General features: G+C 45.2%; 21 protein-coding genes and 1 pseudogene. 10 read left to right on the top strand and 12 right to left on the bottom strand.

Features of this window, described 5'->3' with window-relative positions:
* Positions 1–21: 21 nt before the first annotated feature.
* Entirely contained in the window at positions 22–690 is a 669-nt protein-coding gene (locus U0021_RS08260; RefSeq protein ID WP_114800156.1) for an alpha/beta hydrolase, read from the bottom strand.
* A 264-nt stretch (positions 691–954) separates the two neighbouring features.
* Between U0021_RS08260 and ypfJ the strand changes: the two genes are divergently transcribed.
* Both ypfJ and U0021_RS08250 read left to right on the top strand, forming a co-directional pair.
* Complete coding sequence (gene ypfJ / locus U0021_RS08255) at positions 955–1,848, top strand: KPN_02809 family neutral zinc metallopeptidase (RefSeq protein WP_114800155.1); 894 nt, start codon at positions 955–957, stop codon at positions 1,846–1,848.
* Between the two features lie 16 nt (positions 1,849–1,864).
* Entirely contained in the window at positions 1,865–2,734 is an 870-nt protein-coding gene (locus tag U0021_RS08250; protein ID WP_114800154.1) for an ATP-binding protein, read from the top strand.
* A 26-nt stretch (positions 2,735–2,760) separates the two neighbouring features.
* On the opposite strand, the gene U0021_RS08245 is transcribed toward U0021_RS08250, so the two are convergent.
* The 5 genes from U0021_RS08245 to U0021_RS08225 all read right to left on the bottom strand — a co-directional run bounded on the left by U0021_RS08245 (position 2,761) and on the right by U0021_RS08225 (position 6,204).
* Positions 2,761–3,810 (bottom strand): ribonuclease Z, encoded by a 1,050-nt coding sequence (locus tag U0021_RS08245; RefSeq protein ID WP_114800153.1) that lies wholly within the window; start codon positions 3,808–3,810, stop codon positions 2,761–2,763.
* Between the two features lie 114 nt (positions 3,811–3,924).
* The gene (locus U0021_RS08240; protein WP_114800152.1) at positions 3,925–4,173 is read right to left on the bottom strand and encodes a hypothetical protein; all 249 of its coding nucleotides are present in this window, start codon (positions 4,171–4,173) and stop codon (positions 3,925–3,927) included.
* A complete protein-coding gene (locus U0021_RS08235) occupies positions 4,173–4,472 on the bottom strand; it encodes a hypothetical protein (RefSeq protein WP_114800151.1) in 300 nt (99 codons plus the stop codon). The genes U0021_RS08240 and U0021_RS08235 overlap by 1 nt, the downstream gene beginning before the upstream one ends.
* A 217-nt stretch (positions 4,473–4,689) precedes the next feature.
* Entirely contained in the window at positions 4,690–5,457 is a 768-nt protein-coding gene (locus U0021_RS08230) for an alpha-ketoglutarate-dependent dioxygenase AlkB family protein (RefSeq protein WP_114800150.1), read from the bottom strand.
* Positions 5,458–5,586: 129 nt separating this feature from the next.
* Entirely contained in the window at positions 5,587–6,204 is a 618-nt protein-coding gene (locus U0021_RS08225; protein WP_078255138.1) for a Fe-Mn family superoxide dismutase, read from the bottom strand.
* 278 nt (positions 6,205–6,482) lie between these two features.
* Between U0021_RS08225 and U0021_RS08220 the strand changes: the two genes are divergently transcribed.
* The 5 genes from U0021_RS08220 (at position 6,483) to U0021_RS08200 (ending at position 11,032) form a co-directional block, all read left to right on the top strand.
* Positions 6,483–7,193 carry an FFLEELY motif protein gene (locus tag U0021_RS08220; protein WP_114800149.1) on the top strand — a complete coding sequence of 237 codons (711 nt, stop codon included), beginning with the start codon at positions 6,483–6,485 and terminating at the stop codon, positions 7,191–7,193.
* A gap of 148 nt (positions 7,194–7,341) precedes the next feature.
* Entirely contained in the window at positions 7,342–8,199 is an 858-nt protein-coding gene (gene ubiE, locus U0021_RS08215; protein ID WP_049236218.1) for a bifunctional demethylmenaquinone methyltransferase/2-methoxy-6-polyprenyl-1,4-benzoquinol methylase UbiE, read from the top strand.
* Entirely contained in the window at positions 8,196–8,843 is a 648-nt protein-coding gene (locus tag U0021_RS08210; protein WP_227538679.1) for a hypothetical protein, read from the top strand. The genes ubiE and U0021_RS08210 overlap by 4 nt, the downstream gene beginning before the upstream one ends.
* A 12-nt stretch (positions 8,844–8,855) precedes the next feature.
* Positions 8,856–10,496 carry an ABC1 kinase family protein gene (locus U0021_RS08205; protein ID WP_114800148.1) on the top strand — a complete coding sequence of 547 codons (1,641 nt, stop codon included), beginning with the start codon at positions 8,856–8,858 and terminating at the stop codon, positions 10,494–10,496.
* 29 nt (positions 10,497–10,525) lie between these two features.
* A complete protein-coding gene (locus tag U0021_RS08200) occupies positions 10,526–11,032 on the top strand; it encodes an adenine phosphoribosyltransferase (RefSeq protein ID WP_114800147.1) in 507 nt (168 codons plus the stop codon).
* A gap of 109 nt (positions 11,033–11,141) precedes the next feature.
* Here the strand turns inward: U0021_RS08200 and U0021_RS08195 are convergent, their stop codons facing one another.
* Positions 11,142–11,432 (bottom strand): YeaC family protein, encoded by a 291-nt coding sequence (locus U0021_RS08195; RefSeq protein WP_049236223.1) that lies wholly within the window; start codon positions 11,430–11,432, stop codon positions 11,142–11,144.
* Positions 11,433–11,447: 15 nt separating this feature from the next.
* The gene (locus U0021_RS08190) at positions 11,448–12,422 is read right to left on the bottom strand and encodes an NAD(+) kinase (RefSeq protein WP_049236224.1); all 975 of its coding nucleotides are present in this window, start codon (positions 12,420–12,422) and stop codon (positions 11,448–11,450) included.
* A 183-nt stretch (positions 12,423–12,605) separates the two neighbouring features.
* Between U0021_RS08190 and U0021_RS08185 the strand changes: the two genes are divergently transcribed.
* Positions 12,606–13,328 carry a Bax inhibitor-1/YccA family protein gene (locus U0021_RS08185; protein ID WP_114800146.1) on the top strand — a complete coding sequence of 241 codons (723 nt, stop codon included), beginning with the start codon at positions 12,606–12,608 and terminating at the stop codon, positions 13,326–13,328.
* A gap of 64 nt (positions 13,329–13,392) precedes the next feature.
* Here U0021_RS08185 and U0021_RS08180 read toward each other — a convergent pair whose 3' ends face one another.
* Entirely contained in the window at positions 13,393–13,938 is a 546-nt protein-coding gene (locus U0021_RS08180) for a hemerythrin domain-containing protein (protein WP_162816797.1), read from the bottom strand.
* Positions 13,939–13,977: 39 nt separating this feature from the next.
* Positions 13,978–14,211 (bottom strand): DUF896 domain-containing protein, encoded by a 234-nt coding sequence (locus U0021_RS08175; RefSeq protein WP_114800144.1) that lies wholly within the window; start codon positions 14,209–14,211, stop codon positions 13,978–13,980.
* Between the two features lie 136 nt (positions 14,212–14,347).
* Between U0021_RS08175 and U0021_RS08170 the strand changes: the two genes are divergently transcribed.
* Entirely contained in the window at positions 14,348–14,698 is a 351-nt protein-coding gene (locus U0021_RS08170; protein WP_114800143.1) for a winged helix-turn-helix transcriptional regulator, read from the top strand.
* A gap of 55 nt (positions 14,699–14,753) precedes the next feature.
* Here the strand turns inward: U0021_RS08170 and U0021_RS08165 are convergent, their stop codons facing one another.
* Entirely contained in the window at positions 14,754–17,372 is a 2,619-nt protein-coding gene (locus U0021_RS08165) for a heavy metal translocating P-type ATPase (RefSeq protein WP_114800142.1), read from the bottom strand.
* A gap of 215 nt (positions 17,373–17,587) precedes the next feature.
* On the opposite strand from U0021_RS08165, the pseudogene mrcB reads away from it, so the two are divergent.
* A pseudogene (gene mrcB, locus U0021_RS08160) lies at positions 17,588–20,003 on the top strand (penicillin-binding protein 1B).
* Between the two features lie 68 nt (positions 20,004–20,071).
* Here mrcB and U0021_RS08155 read toward each other — a convergent pair.
* Entirely contained in the window at positions 20,072–22,894 is a 2,823-nt protein-coding gene (locus U0021_RS08155; protein WP_114800140.1) for a phosphatase PAP2 family protein, read from the bottom strand.
* Positions 22,895–22,957 lie beyond the last annotated feature (63 nt).

The raw sequence follows: 22,957 nt of genomic DNA, 5'->3' as shown, positions 1-22,957 counted from the left end.
CTTACCGTGATTGAGCTTATATTATGCGATCAAGTCATTAAGCCAATCACCAATACTTTTGATTTGTGCTAAGCACACTTGATGCGCCATGGGATAGGTACGATAAACAGGGTTTAGTCCAAGCTTTTTTAGGGACTCTGCAGCTTGCACGCCCAAGGCGGCAGGTACAACATCATCAAAATCCCCATGGTCAATTTTAACCGCAATATCATCATTGACTGTAACAGACTTGATCTGCTCAGCAGTCGCAAAGTAAGTTGATAGCGCAAGCAGTCCGCCAAGCTTTCGTGTATTAGTCAAGACGGTATGATACGCCACAGCGCCACCTTGTGAAAAGCCTGCGATGATGATATTTTGGCTATCAATACCTTTGGCAATCTCGCCATCAATGATCTCATTGATCAGCTCACTAGAAGCGGCGATCTGCGCCACATCAACTTTACGATTTAGGCTCATCTCCAAAATATCATACCATGCTGGCATGACATAGCCCCCATTAATCGTCACGGGAATCTGCGGGGCATGCGGAAAAATAAATCGTACCGCCGCATCTTTGGCCAGTCCAAGCTCAGGGACAATCGGCTCAAAGTCATGACCACTTGCGCCTAAGCCATGCAGCCAGATCACCGAATGCGTGATGGGCTGATCAGATGGATTGTGTTCAACAATCACTGAAGCTAATTTTGACATCGTTAATTTCCAACATTCATCAAATAAGTCAAATTATCATACGACGATCACGGATAAATTGCAATCTAATCCACATATTCATTATCCAAGCATCATGACAAGTCGCAAGTACATTCATAAATTATTGGGCGATAAATTGATGATCCTGCCAGATAGTGATATTATATGGGCATCTGACCTATGGGTGATGCGCGCTGGCAGTTCTTAGGATGGCTTAGCGGGTGTATTAGGGTCAATGTTATGGTTTATTATTTAGGATAACTTATGCAGTGGCGTGGACGCAGACAAAGCAGCAATATCGAAGACAGGCGCGGCGGCGCCAAAAAAGTCGGTGGCGTGAGTATTTTTGGCTTAATCATCGCCGTCATCTTATGGCAAGTGTTTGGTATCAGTCCAGAGACCACGCTGGGCGTCACTCAGCAGATTCAAGGACAAACTCAAGCATCAGCGCCCGCTAACGAAACCGCAGATATGGCAGAATCCAGAGAATTTGTTGCCACGATTTTGGCTGATACTGAAGATGTATGGACGCCGATATTTGCTCAGGCAGGACATCGCTATCAGCCGCCAAGCTTGGTTTTGTTCAGTGGTGCTGTCCAATCCGCCTGTGGATCAGCCACGTCAGCGAGCGGTCCATTTTATTGCCCTGCTGACCAAAAAGTTTATTTAGACACACAATTTTTCCGTGATATGCGCACTCAAATGGGCATCACAGGCGAACGCAACCAAACCGAGCTATCACGCCAAGACCAAGCCGGCGACTTTGCTCAAGCATATGTGATTGCGCACGAAGTCGGTCATCATGTGCAGACCTTGCTGGGTATCTCTCAGCAAGTACGCCAAGCTCAAGCACAAGCAAGCCCTGCCGCTGCCAATAATTTATCAGTGCGCCAAGAGCTACAAGCCGACTGCTTTGCAGGCTTGTGGGCGCGTCATAATCATGAGCGCACACAGTTTTTACAAAAAGGTGACATCGAAGAAGCTTTAGATGCTGCCGAGAAAATTGGTGATGATTATCTTCAGCATAAAGCTCGAGGTCATGCCGTCCCTGACAGCTTTACCCACGGAACCAGCGCTCAGCGCAAACAATGGTTCTATAAAGGCTTTGAGACAGGCGATGTCAATCAATGCGACACATTTGCCACTCGTGACATCTAATCTGACGGAAATCCCTATGCAGTTGCCTGATCATCTTATCCAGCTACTCACTCAATATCTGACCGAACGCACCCATCAGCCCATCAGCATCGATCCATCTATCCTGGCTTATCGCTGGGTGGGCGGTATGCTTGGCAAGCTTGAGCCGATTGAGGTCAGTTTTGGAGGTGGCTTGGAGGATTTGCTTGGTATCGATACCCAAAAAAATAAACTCATCAATAATACTGAGCAGTTTCTTGCTCGCCTGCCAGCGAATCATGTGCTGATGACAGGCACTCGCGGTGCCGGCAAATCATCGCTGGTGCGTGCCCTACTTAAGGCATATCACCCTCAAGGGCTACGCGTCATCGAAGTTGCCAGAGATGATTTGCTGCATCTAGATAAAATCCGCAAAGCCATCAAAGCCTCTGCAGATCACGGTAATCAGAATCGTTATATTATTTATTGTGATGACTTGGCATTCAATACTCAAGATGAAAATTATCGCACCCTAAAATCAATCTTAGATGGTGCACTTGACAGTGAGCACAGTCAGCTGCTCGTCTATGCGACCAGTAATCGCCGCCATCTCTTGCCACAGATGATGAAAGATAATGTGGATATCTATAATGGGCAAACCGATGAAGTCAATCCCTATGAAGCCATTGATGAGACGGTATCTTTGTCCGATCGTTTTGGGCTGTGGCTGTCATTTCAGCCGATGAATCAGCCTTTATATTTACAAATCGTCGAGCACGAACTTAAAAAAGCCAATCTGCCCTTCGATGCACAGGCGCAAAGCCAAGCGCTTCAGTGGGCAGGCACGCGCGGCGGTCGCTCTGGTCGTATCGCGTATCAGTTTGCTCAGCATTGGATTGGTCAAACTCGCCTCGCCCAAAGCCCTTAGCCGATTGATCTATCCCACTGATAAGCCTACATCTTCAAGCCATCAGGTGCGCCATGTACACTCATGATGCCTTCTTTGGTAATGGATACCGTCATCAGATCCTCAGCCAAGATGAGTCTGCCGCCATACACTGATTCAGTTTCGGCGCGGATATGTCCCATATTTGGCTTAGGGCTGTCAGGATCATCAAAATTTAAAAATCTGGCGCTAAAATGCGTCAAAATCAAATTTGGCACTTGCATCTCATCTGCAAAGCTGCCTACCGCCTGTGCACTGCTATGCTGCGGATCAAAAACCCCTTTGGCTAAAATCTTATCCATCACCGCCTGCGTATAGGTCGCCTCATGAATTAATAAGCTTGCGTCTTTGACCGCATCTGTCAGGCGTGTGGGTGCGTCATTATCGCCTGCGATGACGATTTTTTGGGTGATGGTCGATCGATGAAGATAATCAGATGGGTAAATGGTTTGGTTTTGGATGCAGATTTTGGGCTCGCCGCTTTTTAGAATGCGTCGCCAATATGAGCGGTCAATGCCATCTTGGGTGAGTCGCTCGGTATTGAGCTGTAATTTATCAAGCTGTTGGGTGATGGCAAATCCATAGCAGTCAATGCGGTGACTCATCGGATAAATCGCCACATCCGCACGCCACTGCTCGCCCATCTCTAGTCGCACGCCCTGCGATAACACCGCCTCAATCTCAATCATCTCAAGAGCGTAGCTAAGATTCATCTGAGTCAGTGCCTGCCCTGCCCGCACAAACGCCAGCACCGACGCTGGCGCAATCAGCTTAAGCGACTGTTTTCGTCCATGCATCGCAAGACTTGACAATAAGCCAAGCAAGCCATAGCAATGGTCGCCATGTGCATGCGTGATAAAAATCGCCCTAAGCATCGACGGCTTATGATGCGTATATAGCAAGCGATGCTGCGTGCCCTCACCACAGTCCATGAGTATCCAAGGCGTTGATTTGCCAGCTCTGAGCTGCTCACCTAGTAAAGATATCGCAAGCCCTGAGACATTGCGTGATTTGGTAGGTACACCGCTTGATGTGCCCAAAAAAGTCAGCTCAAACATATCTACCGCCCCACCGTTGCCTATCAAGATGTAAAGGGGGTTGATTATAGCAGGTTTTGGCAAGGCTGTGAGCTTTGATAAGGCGTGGTGAGGATTGTATTAAAGGCGATTTTATTAAAGACGACTTGCAACTTTACCAGTTTTGATATGCACAGGTATAAATTGATCGCTAAACCCTTCTGACGGATAAAAATCAATAGACAGCTTATAATCTGGATGGGCAGAGTCTCCGCCAACATACATCCAGCCATATGGCGACAAACTGGTATCATCACCCTGAGTGTAGACGCGATTACTATTTTTATTAAAGACTATCTTGCCTGCCTGATTATCATTTAGCGAATTTTGAATCGCATAAGGCATTAAAAAACTTGTTTTTTAACTGAATTGTTTGCAACAAAACTGGTGTTATACATCTTGGCTAAGACATACTTATTCGCAAAATTGATATCTTTGGTGCCAAACTTTTTATAAGTAGATGCCGCTTTGTGATTACAAAAATCCCTATTCAAATCTTCTTTAACATTATCCTTGCCTTCAATTTCTGCTGGTTTGTAGATATCCACAGAATAGCCCTGGAGTTTACCACTATTAGCGTGTGCAACCATTGAAATAGCAGCATCAAAGATACCAAGATACGCTGTCAAATAAATCGATTTCATTCTCCTTCCATCGTCGCTCAAGATGTCTATTAACAGGTCATGCATCGTCAAATATAAGCATGATGAGCTTATCATGACAACCACTGTCCGCTCGCATTCTTGGATACACCCATTAATTATTAAATTTTAAAATTATGATAACAAAAGTGTTATGGCTAAAACATATCCATATAGCAATTTTTACACTGTAATTGTTTAATACATAATTAAAAACTGCTTAATCAGATGGATTTTTAATATTTCTAAAAGTCAGGTTTATCCGACTGCTTAGGACCTTTTTTTGCTTAGGAACGCTGTGCTGCCAGTGGTGCTGCAGCCCACCTGCCATCACCAAAATACTACCATGGTGCAGTGGCAGCTCAAGCTTGACGGCATGATCGTCACATAAGCGCAGTAAAAACCGCCGAGATTCACCAAAGTTCACCGAAGCAATCAAGGGATTATCACCCAGTTCTTTTTCGTCATCTTGATGCCAGCTGATATGATCCTCACCGGAACGGTACCAGTTGAGCAATACGCTATTAAATCGTCTTTTGCATATCTTAGCCAATTCATCATTGAGCATGAGCAGTCGCTCTGTCCATGGATTTGGATTTAGGGTGATCCCAGAGTAAGTATAGGGACAGTCATTATCGCCATACCATGCCGAGATGCGTGGCAGCTTGTGTGTTTTGCCGTACATCTTGATGGTGTCTTGGCGCCAATGAATGTTGGTAAACTGCACGGTGTCCAGATCGGTATCGCGCCAGTCGTGCGCGCGGTGATTAATCGGCTGACCATCCCGATGACTTGCCAAAAAATAATCCAAATACGCATCCGCTGCCTGCTCATCAAAATAATGCGGCGCATAGTACAACCTGCCATAAGGGACAGCGATGACAATGCCTTTGCCGTCCTCGTGACGATGAGCGTCAAACTGCGTATCCATAAACTTGCCTTGACAAATCAAAGCATCCAAATCAGGCGCAGTATCAAAAAATTGCATGAATAATCAATTATGGGGTAGCAAACGGATAAACTTATCAATTATATAATAAAAAGAAATAAGCCATAACTGACCGTTATGGCTTATTTTGTTTGAGCAGTTTATATCATCATAACTGCCGATTTTTTATTATTTGGCTGAATCAAAGCGCTTTTGAGCTTCATCCCAGTTTACCACTTCCCAGAACGCTTTGATGTAGTCTGGGCGTTTGTTTTGATATTTTAGGTAGTAGGCATGTTCCCACACATCCAAGCCAATGATTGGGAAGCCTTTGCAGCCTGCGACTGCTTCACCCATCAATGGGCTGTCTTGGTTAGCAGTAGACACGACTTTTAGTGAACCTTCGTCCAATACTAGCCATGCCCAACCAGAACCAAAACGGCTTGCCGCTGCTTTTTCAAATTGACGCTGAAATTCTTCAACAGAACCAAAGTCTTGCATGATCGCATCTTTTAGCGAACCGCCAAGCTCAGTGCCAGTTTTTAGGATTGTCCAAAATAGGCTGTGGTTAGCGTGACCACCCACATTGTTTCTTACGCCTGTTCTTTTTTCTTCAGGAATTTGGTCAAGATTTGCGATCACTTCTTCGGCTGACTTATCTGCCCACTCAGTGCCTTCTAGCAAATCATTAGAATTATTAACATAGGTTTGATGGTGGCGTGAATGGTGAATTTCCATAGTTTCTTTATCAAAATGTGGCTCTAATGCGTCGTAGCTGTAGCCTAGCTCTGGTAGAGTAAATGCCATTGCGATTTTCCTTCTTTTGTGGATTATAAATGTCAGTATAATAGGACAAGTCATAAAATCATCGTCCACTATCACTATAAAGCCATCACTGGATAAATTCAAGCAAATTTACAAATTTCACAGTAATTTCATAATCGAGCAAGTTTTGGTCAAGCTATCCTTGTTTGCTGTGATTAACCATCAAAGAATCTTCAGCTTTTGGCTGCAAAATTCCCAAACTCACCCAAAAACTGCTAAAATACCAACACACTCTTCACACTCACTATCAAGCCCACGCTATGACACACATTCAAACACTGGTCAATCAAATCCATCATTATTATCGCCTGCCGCACCATACAGACACCAAGCTATCGGCTGCCTTAGATGCCATTCAAGCATGGCAGCGCGATCGCATTCATCGCGCCAATGCACCTTTGTTTGATCATCCAAAAACCGCACCGCTTGCCCATTATTTGATCGACCGCATCTATAATCATGCGACATTTGACACCATCGCCGAGCAGCTATTAACCGCAGGTAACAATGCCCTAAACGGCTCAGGCAAATTAGAAAAACTTGTACCAAAAAATGCGCTGTCAGCAGGCTTGGTCAGCGTGTCGGCTGCCATCACTGCCATAGAGCTAGACCTTGAGCTTGCCAAGGCTTATCTTGAGCACTTTGATGGGCAGCCTTTGGATGATGAGCTGATGGGCGCACTGTATCGAAAAGTCGATGCCCAAGATGCCAGAGTTGCCCAAATTGCTGAAGTTGGGCAAGTGTGCCACACCTGCTATCAAAGCTTTAATTCTTATTTTTTGTATAAAGCCTTTAAGCTTGCCAAATCCACCGCCTATAATAACGGCTACCAAGCGCTGTATGACTTTATTCATGATGGCTTAAGCGCCATTCAAGCCATTGATAAAATTGAACATTTTAGTACGCCATTCATCGAAACCGAAACCCAAATTATCGAAAAAATTCACGCCCAAATGCCGATTTTTGATTAGGTTTTATTGATTAATTATTCATATAATTAAGACATTGAGCGGATAAATTGGGTAAAAATTTGGTAAAATTTACCCAAAAATCCCTAAAAATGGTGTATTATTAACCATTGCATTGACATATTTTTGAAAATTATTTGAGCGGATCAGCATGACAACCAATAGCCAAAACGACCAATTCACCAACCCAAATATCCTACCCACTGGCACCCCACAAGGTCAAAGTGAGCTACAACGCCCCCAAGGCGAAACGCCAGTCGATGACGAGACCACACATTTTGGCTACCAAACAGTGCGCAAATCAGAAAAACAAGCTAAGGTTGCTGAAGTTTTTACTTCCGTTGCACGCAAATATGATGTGATGAATGACTTGATGAGCTTTGGCATTCATCGCTTATGGAAGCGCTATGCCATCAGCTTGACAGGCGTCAGAAGTGGTCAAAGCGTTCTTGATATCGCAGGGGGTACAGGCGATTTGGCGAAGGTATTTAGCCGCGAAGTGGGACGCTCTGGGCGCGTGGTGCTCTCTGATATTAATGAAGCGATGCTTGAAGTGGGGCGTACTCGCTTGATCAATGCAGGCTGTAATAATGTGGATTTTGTACTAGCCAATGCTGAGACGCTTGAGCCTTTTGAAGATAACTCATTTGATTTGGTAACGATCAGCTTTGGTCTGCGTAATGTTACGGATAAAGATAAGGCACTGGCTGCCATGCACCGCGTCCTAAAGCCAGGTGGTCGTTTGCTTGTGCTTGAGTTTTCAAAGCCTGTATTTGAGCCACTGTCCAAGGCTTACGATTTGTATTCATTCACCGCTCTGCCGATCATGGGTAAAATTGTCGCCAATGATGCCGAAAGCTATCAATATCTTGCTGAGTCGATTCGCATGCATCCTGACCAAAAAACCCTCAAGCAGATGATGGAAAATGCTGGCTTTGTCAATTGTGATTATCATAACTTAACGGGCGGAATTGTCGCTGTCCATCGTGGATTTAAGGCGCGTTCATGAATATGATTGGTGTGCTGTCGCTTGCGATGGGCGAAAAACTGATTAATACAGCCATCAGCTCAGATCCATCGGTGAAATCTGATCTCAAAAACTTATCAGGCAAGACCTTACGCGTGATCATGCGGTCGCCAAGCTTATCGATTGATGTGCTGTTTGGTGATGAGCGGGTGCGTTTTGAGCCTGTTTTAGAGCAGATTTTTGAGCCGCAAGGCAGCGCACCTGCTTTGCCTGATTGCACTTTGAGTGTGGATAATCCAAGCCATCTGATCTCACTGATCAAGCATCCGATGGGAAATATCCCTCTACGCGGTGATCATCACGTGTTGATGCACGCCAAAACAATGTTTGAGCAATTTCATCCTGATTTTTGGATGCAGATTGAAGGACTGATCGGACCTGACGCTACCAGTCATTTATATCTCTTAGGTAAAGAAATTACGCCCCTGTTTTCGCCTGCGGTGCAGATGGTCAAAAACTCGTTGGAGCACCTAATCGCAGGCGCCGCCAATCATGATTTGATCGATCAAGACATTCACCACAAAAAACAAGAGCTGTTACGTCTTCAAAGTGAGATTGAGCGCAATCAAGCCAAATTAGAAGAAATTCAAAACGCCCTTAAGCAAAATCACTCAAAAAACCCTTAATCGACCACTGATATGCTCATCACTCACCGCAAACGCCTGTTGTCGTTATACCGCATCGCAGCCAAACATCGTCTGGATACGCATTTTGCTGATGTGCCAGAATTTGCTCCCATCGCTCGTCTGCTTCGCGCGCATCCTGCCAGCTTCGGTCGCTCGCATCAGCCTTTGGGTGTCAAGCTTGCTCTTGAAGAAATGGGGACGCTGTTTTTAAAGCTTGGTCAGCTGTTATCCACCCGCTCGGATCTCTTACCGCCGCAGATCATCGCGCAGCTGTCCTTACTCCAAGATAAGGTCGCCCCATTCGATGCCAAGACAGCCATTGCTGCCATTGAAGATGCCAAGCATGGATTAGGTCGTCCGATTGGTGAGCTGTTTGCACGTTTTGATGAGATTCCTTTGGCGGCAGCCAGTGTTGCACAGGTGCACACCGCCGCATTACATGATGGGCGCGAAGTGGTCGTCAAGGTTGTGCGTCCCAACATCAAAGAAGGCATCATTTCAGATTTTGAGCTGCTGCGTCAAATGGCAGCATGGGCATCTGCCCGCCTTGAGGCAGCACGCGCTGTTCATCTGATCGACGTGGTCGAGGATTATCGCCAAATTATGCTCAATGAGCTAGACTTGACGCTTGAAGCCGCCAACAGCACCAAGATGCGTGATAATTTTACTGGCTCTCGGCTGATCTATGTGCCCGAGGTGTACGCAGCCGCCAAGCAAGTGATGGTATCTGAGCGCGTCTTTGGTGTGCCGATCTCACAGACTGACTTATTTGATGCGCTTGGCTATGACCGCGCCGTGCTCGCCGAAAAAGGCTTGACGATTTTTTTCACTCAAGTATTTCGCGATAACTTTTTTCATGCAGACATGCACCCAGGCAATATCTTTGTTGAGACCATGCCTGATGGAAGCGCTGTCGCCGCGCCGCGCTACATCGGTCTGGACTGCGCCATCATGGGTGAGCTATCCAAGGAAGATCAGCTCATCGTCGCGCGCATGCTATTATCGGTGATGAATGGTAATTACACAGCACTCGTTGATATCATCTCACAGGCAGGCTGGATCCCACCATCAGCAGATAAACACGCCCTAATCCGCGATATGAGCCGCACAGTCTCACCGATGGTGCTAAAGCCGATTGATGAAATTGACTTTGCAGGCGTGCTGTTTGAGATTTTATCCATCGCGCGTCGTCATCGCATGAGCATCCCGCCGCAGCTTATGCTGCTACTAAAGACCTTAGTCCATGTTGAGGGGCTGGGACGTGAGCTATATCCTGATTTGGATATTTGGTCACTTGCCAAACCGATCTTGACCAGCTGGGTCAAATCCCAGCTCGATCCTGTCAAAAATATGCAGGACATTCAAGCCCATCTGCCTGAGATTTTATTATCGTCAACAGATTTGCCTAAGATGCTACACCAAAGCCTTCAAAGTCTAGCGACCTCAGGCGCGCATCAAGATGCCATATTACGTGAGCTGCAGTCAATCCGAGCAGATGGGCTAAATGAGCGTCGCCATGATTGGATTGCTTTGGCAGGTTTTGTAATCATGCTTGGTATGGCGTGGTGGTCAGCACTGACCATTCACTTGTATGTGGCGCCGCTGTTTTTTGTGTTGGCGCTGGGATTTGTTTTGTGGCGCGTGCTTCTATAACCGATTGATATCAATATGAAAGGAAATTTATGAGCCAAGATCTTTGGGCGCATGTTCGCACTGTTCCAGATTTTCCAAAGGCAGGTACTGAATTTTATGACATCAGCCCCCTGCTAAATCAACACCTAAATCAGCTGATTGATGCATTAATTCATGCGCTGCCAAGCGAAATACTGGCGGCTACTGAGGCATTTGTTGCGATTGAGTCTCGCGGATTTGTGCTTGCAAGCCTTTTGGCCACCCGCCTCGATAAAGGCTTGATTCTCATCAGAAAGGCAGGCAAGCTTCCTCCCCCTGTCCACCGCGAAAGCTATGGTTTGGAATATGGCAGTGATACGCTTGAAATCAGCTGCGATCTTGATCCTGCTAATGTCTTACTGGTAGATGACGTGCTTGCCACTGGCGGTACTTTGGTGGCTGCTGACAAACTATGCAAAGCGGCGGGCTTAACCACCCTTGGATCATTGGTGTTACTAGATTTGACTGAGCTACATGGTGATTTGGGTTTGGACTATTGGAGTGTTTTAAGCAAATAACCCTCCGTCAACAAAAGCCTACCAAAATCCTACCCATAAAAACTGCCTGTATGACGACACAGGCAGTTTTTAGTTCAGGCTTTATCAACCCAGCCCTTTATTAGCAAATTTATTGCTTAAATTTTACAACCTGCTCGGCATTGGGGTAGTGATGATCATGCTCAACATCACATTCTTCACCCACCACAGAGCCATCTTCTTTTATGGGTCTATGAATATAGCCTGTGCGCTCAGTGACAGGCAAATATTCATGCTCCCAAACCATGACTGCCTGCATACAGGTTTGGCGCTGCGCATCGGTGAGCTTCTCACCATTCTCCCAACGACCAATCTCAATGGCGGTACGAAATTTATCAACAATTTCAGGCGTAAGACTATTAAGAATATCTTGTTTATTCATCAGTGATTTTTCCAATTATTTATCAAGTGAAAACTCTTCACTATATAAATTCCAATGCAGTTTTGTACGGCAGGCTTCATAAAAACTATAACTGTTTGGATGTAATAATAAAAGCGTCTTATCGTGCTTAGCAATCATGAGCGTTTGACCATTATCCAGCGGCGCCGACGCCTTACCATCAGCGCCAACCATCGGCTGCGTGCGGTTGTCTTTATGAATATTAATCATAATTTGGCTGCTACCAGCAACAACAAGCGGACGGCTAGACAGCGTGTGTGGATGCATCGGCACCAGACAAATCGCGTCCAAAGTTGGGTGAATGATAGGTCCCCCTGCCGATAATGCATAGGCAGTCGAACCAGTCGGTGTCGCCACGATCAGACCATCGGCATGCTGGCGATACACTTCATTATTATTAATTTTTAGTTTAAAATCGATGGTATGTACCGACTTGCCTGCATGTAGCACAATGTCATTGAGCGCCACATCTTCATGAATGATCTGATCGGTAGGATTGCCATTAATGTCATTTTGAACAATTTTAAACTTAATTAAAAAGCGTTCAACAAGCCAATACTGCCCATCAAGCACTTGGATGACTTTTTCGGTCAGCTCATCAGGATTGACATCTGCCAAAAATCCCAATCTACCACGATTAATCCCCAAAACTGGCACATCTGTACCTGCCATCACAGATGCAGCCTGAAGCATTGAGCCATCACCACCCACAACGATGACCAAATCGCAGTGCTCGCCCATTTTTTGGCGCGGCACAATCTTAAGAGTCACCCCGTCAATTTGATCAAAGTCAATCAACATACCATCAATCGCCGCCGTCTCTGTATCGATGATGATCGATAGCTGGCGACTCTGTAGCAGATTGATGAGCTCATTCAAGGTCTCTACAATACTGGCTTTACCTGCACGCCCCATGACGCCGATGCGCTGAAATGGTGGGCGTTTTGGGTGATTGTTGATAAAATTTGACATGGCTTAGTTTGATCACAAATAATGCGTATCATACCAAAAAAACGCCTATAAGCACAACAAACGAGCCAAGCTTTGCGATTAATTTTTTATACACAAAGTAGTGTGTGATTAACTTGACAAATTTACTTGGTTTTAAGATAATCGGTGCTAGGTTTATATTTTATTAATTTTTAAGGAATGACTATGGCTAATCCAATCGTCAGCCGCACGACGCTCATGACTGGCGCCGTCGCCATGAGTGTGCGCGGTGTTGTGGCTAAGACGGCATTCTTGCTGAGCTTGGCAGCTGTTTCAGGATTTGGCGTATTTTTCTATGCGCTATCCATCAATTTATCGTCATCGCTATTATATGGCATGGCATTGGTTTCACTATTTGCTGGCATGGGTTTGGGATTGGCAAGCGCCATGAAGCCACACCTTGCCAAATCTCTTGCCATACCATACGCACTGATTGAAGGGGTGCTGCTTGGTGCATTTAGCCTGATCATGTATCGCTACTATCCTACGGTACCGTTATCAGCACTGTCGGCGACATTCATCACCGCTGCCGTCATGCTAACCCTTTATGTGACAGGTGCAATCAAAGTCACCGAAAAATTCCGCTCTATCATCATGTCAGCGATGATTGCGATCGGTATTTTGTATTTGGTGCAATTAGGCTTTCGTTTATTTGGCTCAAGCCTGCCGCTTTTATTTGACGGCGGTATGATTGCCATTGGGTTTAGTATTTTTGTGATTTTTATTGCGTCGTTTAGCTTATTGATTGATTTTGATAATGTCGAAAAAGGTACGGCGTTTGGCGTCGCGCGTGAATATGAGTGGGTGTACAGCATCGGTATTTTATCGACATTGGTTTGGATGTACATCGAATTTCTGCGTTTGATTGGTTATTTACAAGGTGACTAATCATCGCATCAAAAAACCCGCTAGTGATTAGCGGGTTTTTTATCGGCTGTCATGAATTAAAAAGTTAATAACCTAAACCCATGATCGGCACAACCAAATCTTCTTCGTCGGACAGATGTCGATACAGCCATTGACCGCTGTCAGCCATCGCTTTGGCAAGTTTTTCAGCCAACACCATATCCGCCGCTTCAGCTTGACGAAGCTTAGCGATCAAAGCACGGATATCATGTATCTGCGCATCGATCGTGTGATGATCATTATCCAAAATGGCAAATCCGCGCGCAAGCTTGGGATGATTTTTGCGCATTCTTGGGAAGATGTGCAAATCTTCTCGTTCGTGGTGTCCTGTCAGATTTTGGTATTGGGTACTGGTTTCACGCAGTAGCCGCTGCTTGTAGCGATCCCACTGCATACGCCCTTCCAAAAATTCAGTATTGATATAATTAAGCTCTTTTTGACCACGTCTGAGACTAAAATGCCCACCAAGCCAACTTGAAGCAGGATGATGACTTGGCAATTGATCCCATGTCTCAGGCGGCATCAGCTCATGTAAGTACAAAAGTTCGCTGTCAAGCAAGCTGTGTTTATGAGCAGGCATAAATTGGGTCATCATCTTCTCCTAAATTGGTGTGGCGATGGGGCTTGCGGATTAATTGACCAATACGCTGTGTTTTTGGGCATCGCGAAGCTTGGTTGGGGTTACGTCATTGCCTGCTTCATCCAGTAGGGTCACTGTGCTCAGTGAGTTTAGCACTTGACCGCGGATTTGTGCCAAATAACGCTGTCTTAGCTCATCGCGTTCGGTCAACTCATCTTGGGTTAAGCCAGTGGTTTTTGCGATACGCGCCAATTCATTGATACGATCCAGTTCTACAATACGCATCATTTTCTCCTAATTACTGCCTTTGATCAGATTTTACTAGGCATTTTATTGATATAAGTGTATTATAAGGTGTACATAGTATTTTACAAGTACGCACATTTTTTATACTATAAATTATTTAATAAATAATTAAATTATGATAAAAGAAACGAATTATGAGACTTGCTGCCCTGTGGTGACCACCCTAGACATCATCGGCGGCAAATGGAAAGTGCTGATTTTATATCATCTTAGCCAAGAGACGCGCCGATTTAATGAGCTTCAGCGCAGGCTTGGGGCTGTTACCCAACGGATGCTGACTTTGCAGCTCAGAGAGCTTGAGCGTGATGGCATCGTACACCGCGAAGTCTACAATCAAGTACCACCCAAGGTGGAGTACTCATTGACTGACTTTGGGCGCACACTACTGCCAGTCATCGAAGCGATGCACGACTGGGGGCAAACTTATGCCAAGGCATCTTGGATGCACCAAACAGCCAAAACATAAAACCTGCGCTCATCAAGGCGCAGGTTGAGTTGGGGGCTATATTCAGGCGTTAGTATTAAGCGGTTTTGATGCGCATGGCATTTAGGACCACTGCAAGGCTTGATAATGACATCCCAATCGCCGCAAGCCAAGGCGGTACATAGCCAAGCGCCGCTGGCAAGAGCACCGACGTATTATAAATCAGCGCCCATCTTAAGTTTTGGCGAATAATGGCTTGGGTTTTGGTGGAGACCTGCATGGCTCTAGGGATAGCTAATAGCCGACCACCAAGCAGCACGCTATCACTTGAGACTTGCGCCAAATCTGCCGCCCCTGCGATGGCGGTCGAGACATTGGCAGCTGCCAAAACGGGCGCATCATTGATCCCATCGCCCACCATAAGCACGATCTTACCTTCGTTCTGCAAGCGTTTGATATGAGACACTTTATCCTCAGGCGTCAAGCCATAGTGCGCCTCATCAATGCCAAGCTCGCCTGCTACCTTAAGCGCATTTGGGTTGGGATCGCCGGTGAGCATGAGCGGTGTGATGCCCGCTGATTTGATTTGCTCAATCATCTGATGGGCGTCTGCACGGATCGAATCATTAAAATAAAATCGCGCCACCAGTTGCCAAGCACCATCTTGCCAAGCTGATAACAGCACCGACATATTGGCTTGATATTTTTCCAGATTTTCTTGAAATTGACCATAATCAAAGTCAGGATGGCTACTTGCTTGATCAGTCACAAAGCTGCCATGCCCAATGCGATAACGCACACCATCACAGACCGCCTCGATACCGCCAGCGATATGATGACTGATCTCTTCGGTTTTTGGTAAATGCAGTCCATGCGCCGCAGTTAGCAGCGCCTTAGCGACAGGATGGCGGCTGCCGATCTCCAGTGCCGCCGCCAGTGCCAGCACCTGTGTTTTGGGACGCTCAGAAATTACCGCCAACAAATTTGCTTGTCCAACAGTCAGCGTCCCTGTTTTATCAAATGCCACGTGCGTAACATCTGCCAAGGTCTGCACTGTATGTCCACGCGTCGATAAAAAACCAAAACTTGCCAAACGATTGGTCGCCACCGTCAGCGCAATCGGCGTGGCAAGCGACAGCGCACAGGGACAAGTTGCCACCAATACCGCCACTGTCGCCCATAAAGCTTCGGTTTTATCAATAAAATACCAAACCGCAAACACCAACAAAGACAGCACCAACACGCGTGCCACAAACCAACGCGCCATCCGATCAGCATCCTGGGCGATTTTGGGTTTTTCGCTCATGGCGCGATTCATCAGCCGATCAATGAGCGCAATTTGACTATTATCCACATCACTTGTAACCAGCATGAGTAAAGGCTGGCTGTCGTTTTGTGAGCCGCCCACCAATGTCTCACCGCACGATTTGACGATCAAATCACTTTCACCGGTTAATAAACTTTGTGAAACGGTTGCCGTCTCTGACAACAGTATGCCATCGGCGATGATCTGAGAGCCAGGCTCAATCCAGATGACATCACCAACTTTGACGCTTTGAGCCAAGATTTTATCGTCGCTTGGATCTTTAGAAGGCGACGAAGCATCGCTTTGGCTTGACTTAGCCAGCCAAGTGGTGATCTTAGATGAGCTTAGCTGTCCATCCACTGATGCCTGAACCAAATCAGGCGCTTCATCAACTTTGGTCACCAGTATCGGCTCAATCACCACCAAGTCTGATGCCATATTTGACGCTTTTAGGCGCGCGTTTTGCTCAATGTATCGCCCTGCCAACAAAAAGAAAATAAACATGGAGACCGAATCAAAATACGTCTCTCCAGCACCAATAATGGTCGCGTATAAACTGGCAAAAAATGTCAAGATCAGAGCAATCGATACTGGCACATCCATGTTAATTTGCCGAGCACGCAGCGCATTATATGCCGATACAAAAAACGGCACGCCTGAATAAAAAAACACAGGAATACTCACAAACAGCGACACATAACGCAAAAAATCCCGATGCTCAACCAACATCCCGCTATAAGCACCAAAATAGATGCCAATCGAAAACATCATCGCCTGCATCGCACCGAGTGCAGCCACGCCAAGCCGTATGAGCATTTGTTTATTTTGCCGCTTGAGCATGGCTTCGTGAGTATCTTGGCGATAAGGCTTGGCATCATACCCCACCGAATGCACCGCTTTTAGGATATCGCCGATTGGCAAAATGCTGTCATCCCAATTCACCCGCATCCGCTGCTGAGTTAAATTCACCTGACAATCCTTGACGCCCTGAAGCGATCTGAGACGCGTTTCAATCAGCCAAGTACATGCCGAGCATTTTAGATTACTGACGGAAAGCTCTGCGGTGCTGCCGCCATTTTCAGCATACACAAACTGCTCTTTGATGTCTTCATGGTTATAAGCCTCAAAATTCATCGCCTCAGGCAGGCTTGCCGTCGGGCTGATCTCGCGGCGGTCAAGGTAATACTGCGACAATCCCGACTCAACGATGCTTTGTGCTGCCAACTGACAGCCAAGGCAGCACATCGCTCGCGGCTTATCAAATACTGGCGTAAAAAAAGGCTCTTTTGGCAAAACTTCCCCGCAATGAAAGCAGCTACCTTCAGGCGGCAGGATGAGGCTTTGTTCGATGACATCAAAGTCAGCAGAGGAAGAAGATGGAGAATCAGGCAAAATATCAGATTGGCTCATATTCAGGCATAAAAGACAAGACAATTGATCATTATACCACATTCCAAAACGACTCAGATGACTGAAGCCCATCAGATTTTGGCAACACTATTACGGCTGTAGAAACAAACAAAGCAAGCACACACAGTTGTGTATAAATATTTGTAAAATTTCAGCAGTTTATCTAAAATAGCGCAACGTTTCGCCTTGAAAAATCATAAAAATTAGGCGATAGTATAACCTTTTCGTTTTGGGGTTTTTGTTGTGTCCAAATCATCGCCTTGCCCTAATCATCGCCAGTCAGGTTTTGTTGCCACAGGTCTTTTGCTGATTATCATACTTGTCATGATCGCAGCGTTGGTGGTGTATGCCATGTATCTGAATGCAGCGGTGGTCAGCAAATTTGAAAAGCGCAAATGGGATATTCCTGCCACATTATATTCACGCCCCCTAAATCTACATCAAGGCGCCAATTTATCCGCATCAGAGCTTGAATCTTGGCTAAAGCTGCTCAGATATAGTAGCGGCAGCACCGATCAAACTGGACGCTATCAAAAAAATGGTCAAACTTACACCATTTATACGCGCGGTTTTAATTATGGTGACACCGACAAAGACCCAAAACAGCTGATTGAGGTTCGCTTTGAAAACAGCACCATCAAAAGCCTAAAAAGCACTGTCCCAAACCCCCATGGCATATTACGCCTAGAGCCCATCAAAATCGGTAGCATCTATCCTGATAATAATGAAGATCGCCTGCTCATCACCGCCGATCAAATGCCCAAACCGCTCATTGATGCTCTGATCGCAACTGAAGATCGTGCGTTTTATCGGCATTATGGCATCTCGGTGCGTGGCATTACGCGTGCATTGATTGCCAATTTATCAGGCGGTCAAGTGCAGCAAGGCGGCTCAACCATCACCCAGCAGCTGATTAAGAATTTTTATTTAAATTCTGAGCGCACATTTAAGCGTAAAGCCAATGAAGCTTTGATGGCGCTGTTACTTGAGCTGCATTACGATAAAGACGAAATTTTATTGGCTTACATGAATGAGATCAATCTGGGTCAAAATGGCAATCAGTCGATCAATGGCTTTGCGATCGCCTCGCAATTTTATTTTGATAAGCCGCTTGGTGAGCTGTCACTGGATCAATATGCGTTATTGGTTGGGTTGGCGCGCGGACCAAGCCACTACAATCCGCGCAAAAATCCTGAGCGTGCGCTAGATCGCCGAAATACGGTGCTCAATAATATGCTTGTCACTGGCAAAATTGATGAAGCCACTTATCAAAAAGCCATAGAGCAGCCCCTGGGTGTGGTCAAAAGTCCTGCCATTGCCAAACCGCAATTTCCTGATTTTTTTGATGCAGTGCAGCGCGAGCTAAAAACTCATTATCGCCAAGAAGACTTGCAAAATCGTGGTCTGCGCATCATCTCAACACTAGACCCCTTAGCTCAACAGGCTGCCAATACCGCAATGGCGAATAAACTTGGCGAGCTTAGAAAAAAAGGCACCCACACGCGCGACCTACAAGGTGCCCTGGTGAGCGCTCACCCAGCGACAGGTGAGCTGGTGGCGTTGGTGGGTTCTGGCAGTGAGTTTACAGGCTTTAACCGCGCCATCGATGCCAAAAGACAAGTCGGCTCCTTGCTAAAGCCTGTCATATACCTGACCGCCTTTCAGTCAGGCAAATATAACCTCACCACCCCAGTGAACGACAATCAAGTCACCTACACCGTCGGCGGTCGCTCGTGGACGCCAAAAAATTACGGCGGCAACTCACATGGCAGCGTGCCACTACTCACCGCATTAGCAAATTCATACAACCAAGCTGCGGTGAATGTCGGCATTGAGCTTGGTATGAATGCCTTTAAGGCGCAAATGGGTAATTTGTCCATCACCGCTGACATTCCTCCCTATCCTTCGGTCATGCTGGGGGCGATTGATCTATCGCCCATGCAGATGCTTGGCATGTATCAGATTTTTGCCAATGGCGGGGCTTATACACCCATTCACACCATCCGCACCGTGATGGATGATAAAGGGCGTATCTTGCAGCGCTCGCAGCCAAATCATCAATTCCGTGCGCCGCCCCAAGCCGTCTATCTGCTCAATCGCGGATTACAAGAAGTCATCAAATCAGGCACCGCTAAAGCTGCTAACAGCATCAACGGTCAGCTGGGCTTGGCAGGCAAAACAGGCACAACCAATGATAATCGTGATGCTTGGTTTGCAGGTTATAGCGGCAACTATGTCAGCGTGGTTTGGGTGGGTCGTGATGATAATAAGCCCATTGGTCTGACAGGTGGCACAGGTGCCCTGCCGATCTGGACGGATTATATGAAGCGCCTGAATTTAACGGCTGTCAATCTGCCATTGCCCGCTGGCGTGACTTGGCAGTGGATGGATGGCAATTCAGGCTTACCCACCCTACAAGCTTGCGCGGACGCAAAATGGTTGCCGGTGATTGATCTGTATCGCCCCCATCAGATGAGCGCGTGTGCCGCCGAAGTTCAATATCAAAATCAAAGATATCAGCAGATGCTTGAATATGGTTCACAAGGCATCGCCGACACAGGAGATATCTATATCGAAGATGCGCCCATTTATGATGAGCCTGCCGAAGATAGCGATAATCCTTGGTGGTGAACATAAGTTAAGATAAATGCCATTAAAATCTGTTTGATTTTAATGGCATAAATTAAATTTATGATAATTTAGAATTGGTAGTTGAGCGACAGCTTTGCTTCAATTGGCGTTTTTACCTCCTCTTGATATTGAGCAGATGCCTCTCCTGAAATAGAGAACCTAGAGTTGATTTGACTTGTCACGCCCAAAGCACCTGCGAAACCAAATCCCGATAAATCGGTTGACCACTGAGATACTTCATTATTCATATCAATAATGTTCAAATCTTGCTTGGCATCTTGATAGAACACTTTAGCTTTTAAATAAGGCTGCAACAACCCATAACCCTTGGAAATTTTTGTACCGATATTTACCGTGGTCATAGTTGCCTTTTCTGGATTAATTTGCAAATTAGGCATCTGATCATATCTAAACGATTTTGGATTTGTTTGAATATGACTAATTTCAAAAGAAGGTTGGAAATCCACATTGTGGAGTTTCATCTGCTGCTGAGCACCCAACGCAATCGCCCAGGTATTATCCTTTATACTTGCTGTTAAATTATCATGATTGGCTTGTTTAGCATGTATTTTTTGCCTGACATTTTGCCACGCGCCTTGGATAAAGATCTCTCGTTGATTTGGTAATAAGCGATTAAGATAAACCCCAAAGCCTGTTGCATCAAGATCATTTTTACCACCAAAAGCATGATCAACATCGCCTTCACTCTTGTTAATATAGGCCCCAAGATATGTTTGCCCAATTTTAGAACCTGCTCCCAATGTCGTTTGATTAAGCTTTAAATCAAACTGGGTATCGCGACTTTCAATATTATTTTCTTGGTAACGATGATTTAGCCAAACACTTTGTCTGTTATTCATCGAGCCTAAATTATTCATCTGGCTACTTAATGTATACAAACTCCCCATGCCGGTATTTAAGGCGGTCTTAGTCATTGACGATGCAATGGGGCTATTGTCATTGGCAAATTGGCTAAGCTGCAAAGTGTTATTTGGTCGCATTACTAATTGATAAGCATATGCTCCTTGCTCAGCTGCATCAACAACATTGTTATTTGTGTCAATCAAATAAAAACTGCCTTGATTGTTATCGACTTTCAATAAGCTTTGATGATTTTTATCTTTTGATATATGGCTGGGGATGCTAACACCATGCCTACCTTTTAGCTCATTTATCTTGACAGGTGCATCGCTTGGATTGATGGAAAATCTCGTCTCACCAGACAACTTATCAATATGTAAATTAGAATGGTCTTCAACAATCACATGACCTACACCAGACAATGTTTGAATGCTGATTTGAGAATCGGTGGTGGTGTTATTTTCTTGGGAATTTGCATTGACTTGATAAACACCCTTTGGGGCAACATAAATCCAGCTGTCTTTGGCAGACAGTTCAATCTCTTGAACAGTAGTTGGTTGATCACTCTGACCAAAAATCATCATCTTAGCATCATTGTTAAGCACCACTTTTGATTGGAATTGACCTGTAACGCTCATTGTTCCTTGATTGATATAACTATCATCAGTCAATGCATTATTGCCCGTAAATTTAAGGTGGCCTTGCTTAACGGTTGCGCCAGCAAAAGTATTATTACCAGATAAGGTTAATTCGCCTGGATGATTTAAAATCAGTCTACCAGTACCTGAGATGTCATTTTTCCAGGCGTCTTTCAGGGAAAATCCTGCGAAATCCAAATGCTGATCCTGAGTCGTTGTCTCTATATCCTTATAAATATGAGAAATACCATCATAAGCTTTCGGCAAATTTATTAGGCCCCATGTGTGATTTTTATTATCTAAATCGCCCATGTGAGCATGGGAATTTTTGGGATAAGCGGTAGAAGCTAATATTTGACGTCGCGCATCGCCATCTAGATAATTAAAACGCAACCTTAATAAAGCCTCAGATGCATCAGGCATTTCCTCTGGTTTTAAACGACTTGCTTTTTCATCACTTTTTAGCGCACCATAATAGCCAATTTGATAATCAGAAGCTTTGTATTGCTCATGCAAATCTTGAGGAAGCATCTCTAGACAGTTTTTTAATGGTGCATTCTGACAGCCTTCTTCAAATGGCTGTCTGGTTTGTTTAATGCTCCTAACTAATCCTTGAGCAATCTCATCGTCATTTAACAACTGCGCCATATAATAATAGCGTGATAGTCGAGAAGTCATAGTATCTGTTGGAAAATGCGCACCCACAATGACTCGGCTTTCTCCATACTGCAATGCGCGAGAGAATACCTCTTGACCTCGCTCAGGAAATGCCATCGCCATAACAACTGCTTGACCAAAGCCATTGGAGGTATGTCCACTCGGATAAGATGAATTTTTTCTTTCTCTGCCTTGGCTGTCAATATAGGTTTTGAGATTTTCATAACCCTCAATATAATTACCTTCCTTATCCATAACTTGATAAGGGCGGCCACGCAGATATTTGTCTTTCAAAATAAAATCATAAGCTCTCATTCTACCCGCATTAGAATCATAGCTATAAATAGCATCAGCTGATAAATATTCTAAATTTTTAAAGATATTTAAAAACTGTTCATCAGTTATATGCGGAGCAAACTCCTTTAAGGCAGATTTTCTAAATTCATGACTAACATGAGCAAAGCTTTGATTTTTATCCTCTTCTGCAAGGGCTAGCCTTTCTGCTGTTGTATTGTTTTGCATATCCCAAGAAATTTGACGATCAACTTCTGCTTCCAGAGTGCCCTTTTGAGGAAAAGGTGTAACAACCTGGGCATCAAGATGCTGAAACCAATTCTGACTTTGGCTAGCTATCTTTGTAGACAATTTATCAAATTCTTCATCACTAGCATAAGCTTGATGGCTCATCAATAATGAAAAAGCGATGCTGGCTGACAACAGCTTATATTTAGGCATAACAAACCCTTAAGTTAACAAAATTAGGTTGCATTTTAAGTTGTAACTGTGACAAAACAGTGA

Origin of the sequence: Moraxella canis, from assembly GCF_034424565.1 — a bacterium.
GTDB lineage: Bacteria > Pseudomonadota > Gammaproteobacteria > Pseudomonadales > Moraxellaceae > Moraxella > Moraxella canis.
This window is presented reverse-complemented; position numbering and strand designations above follow the sequence as displayed.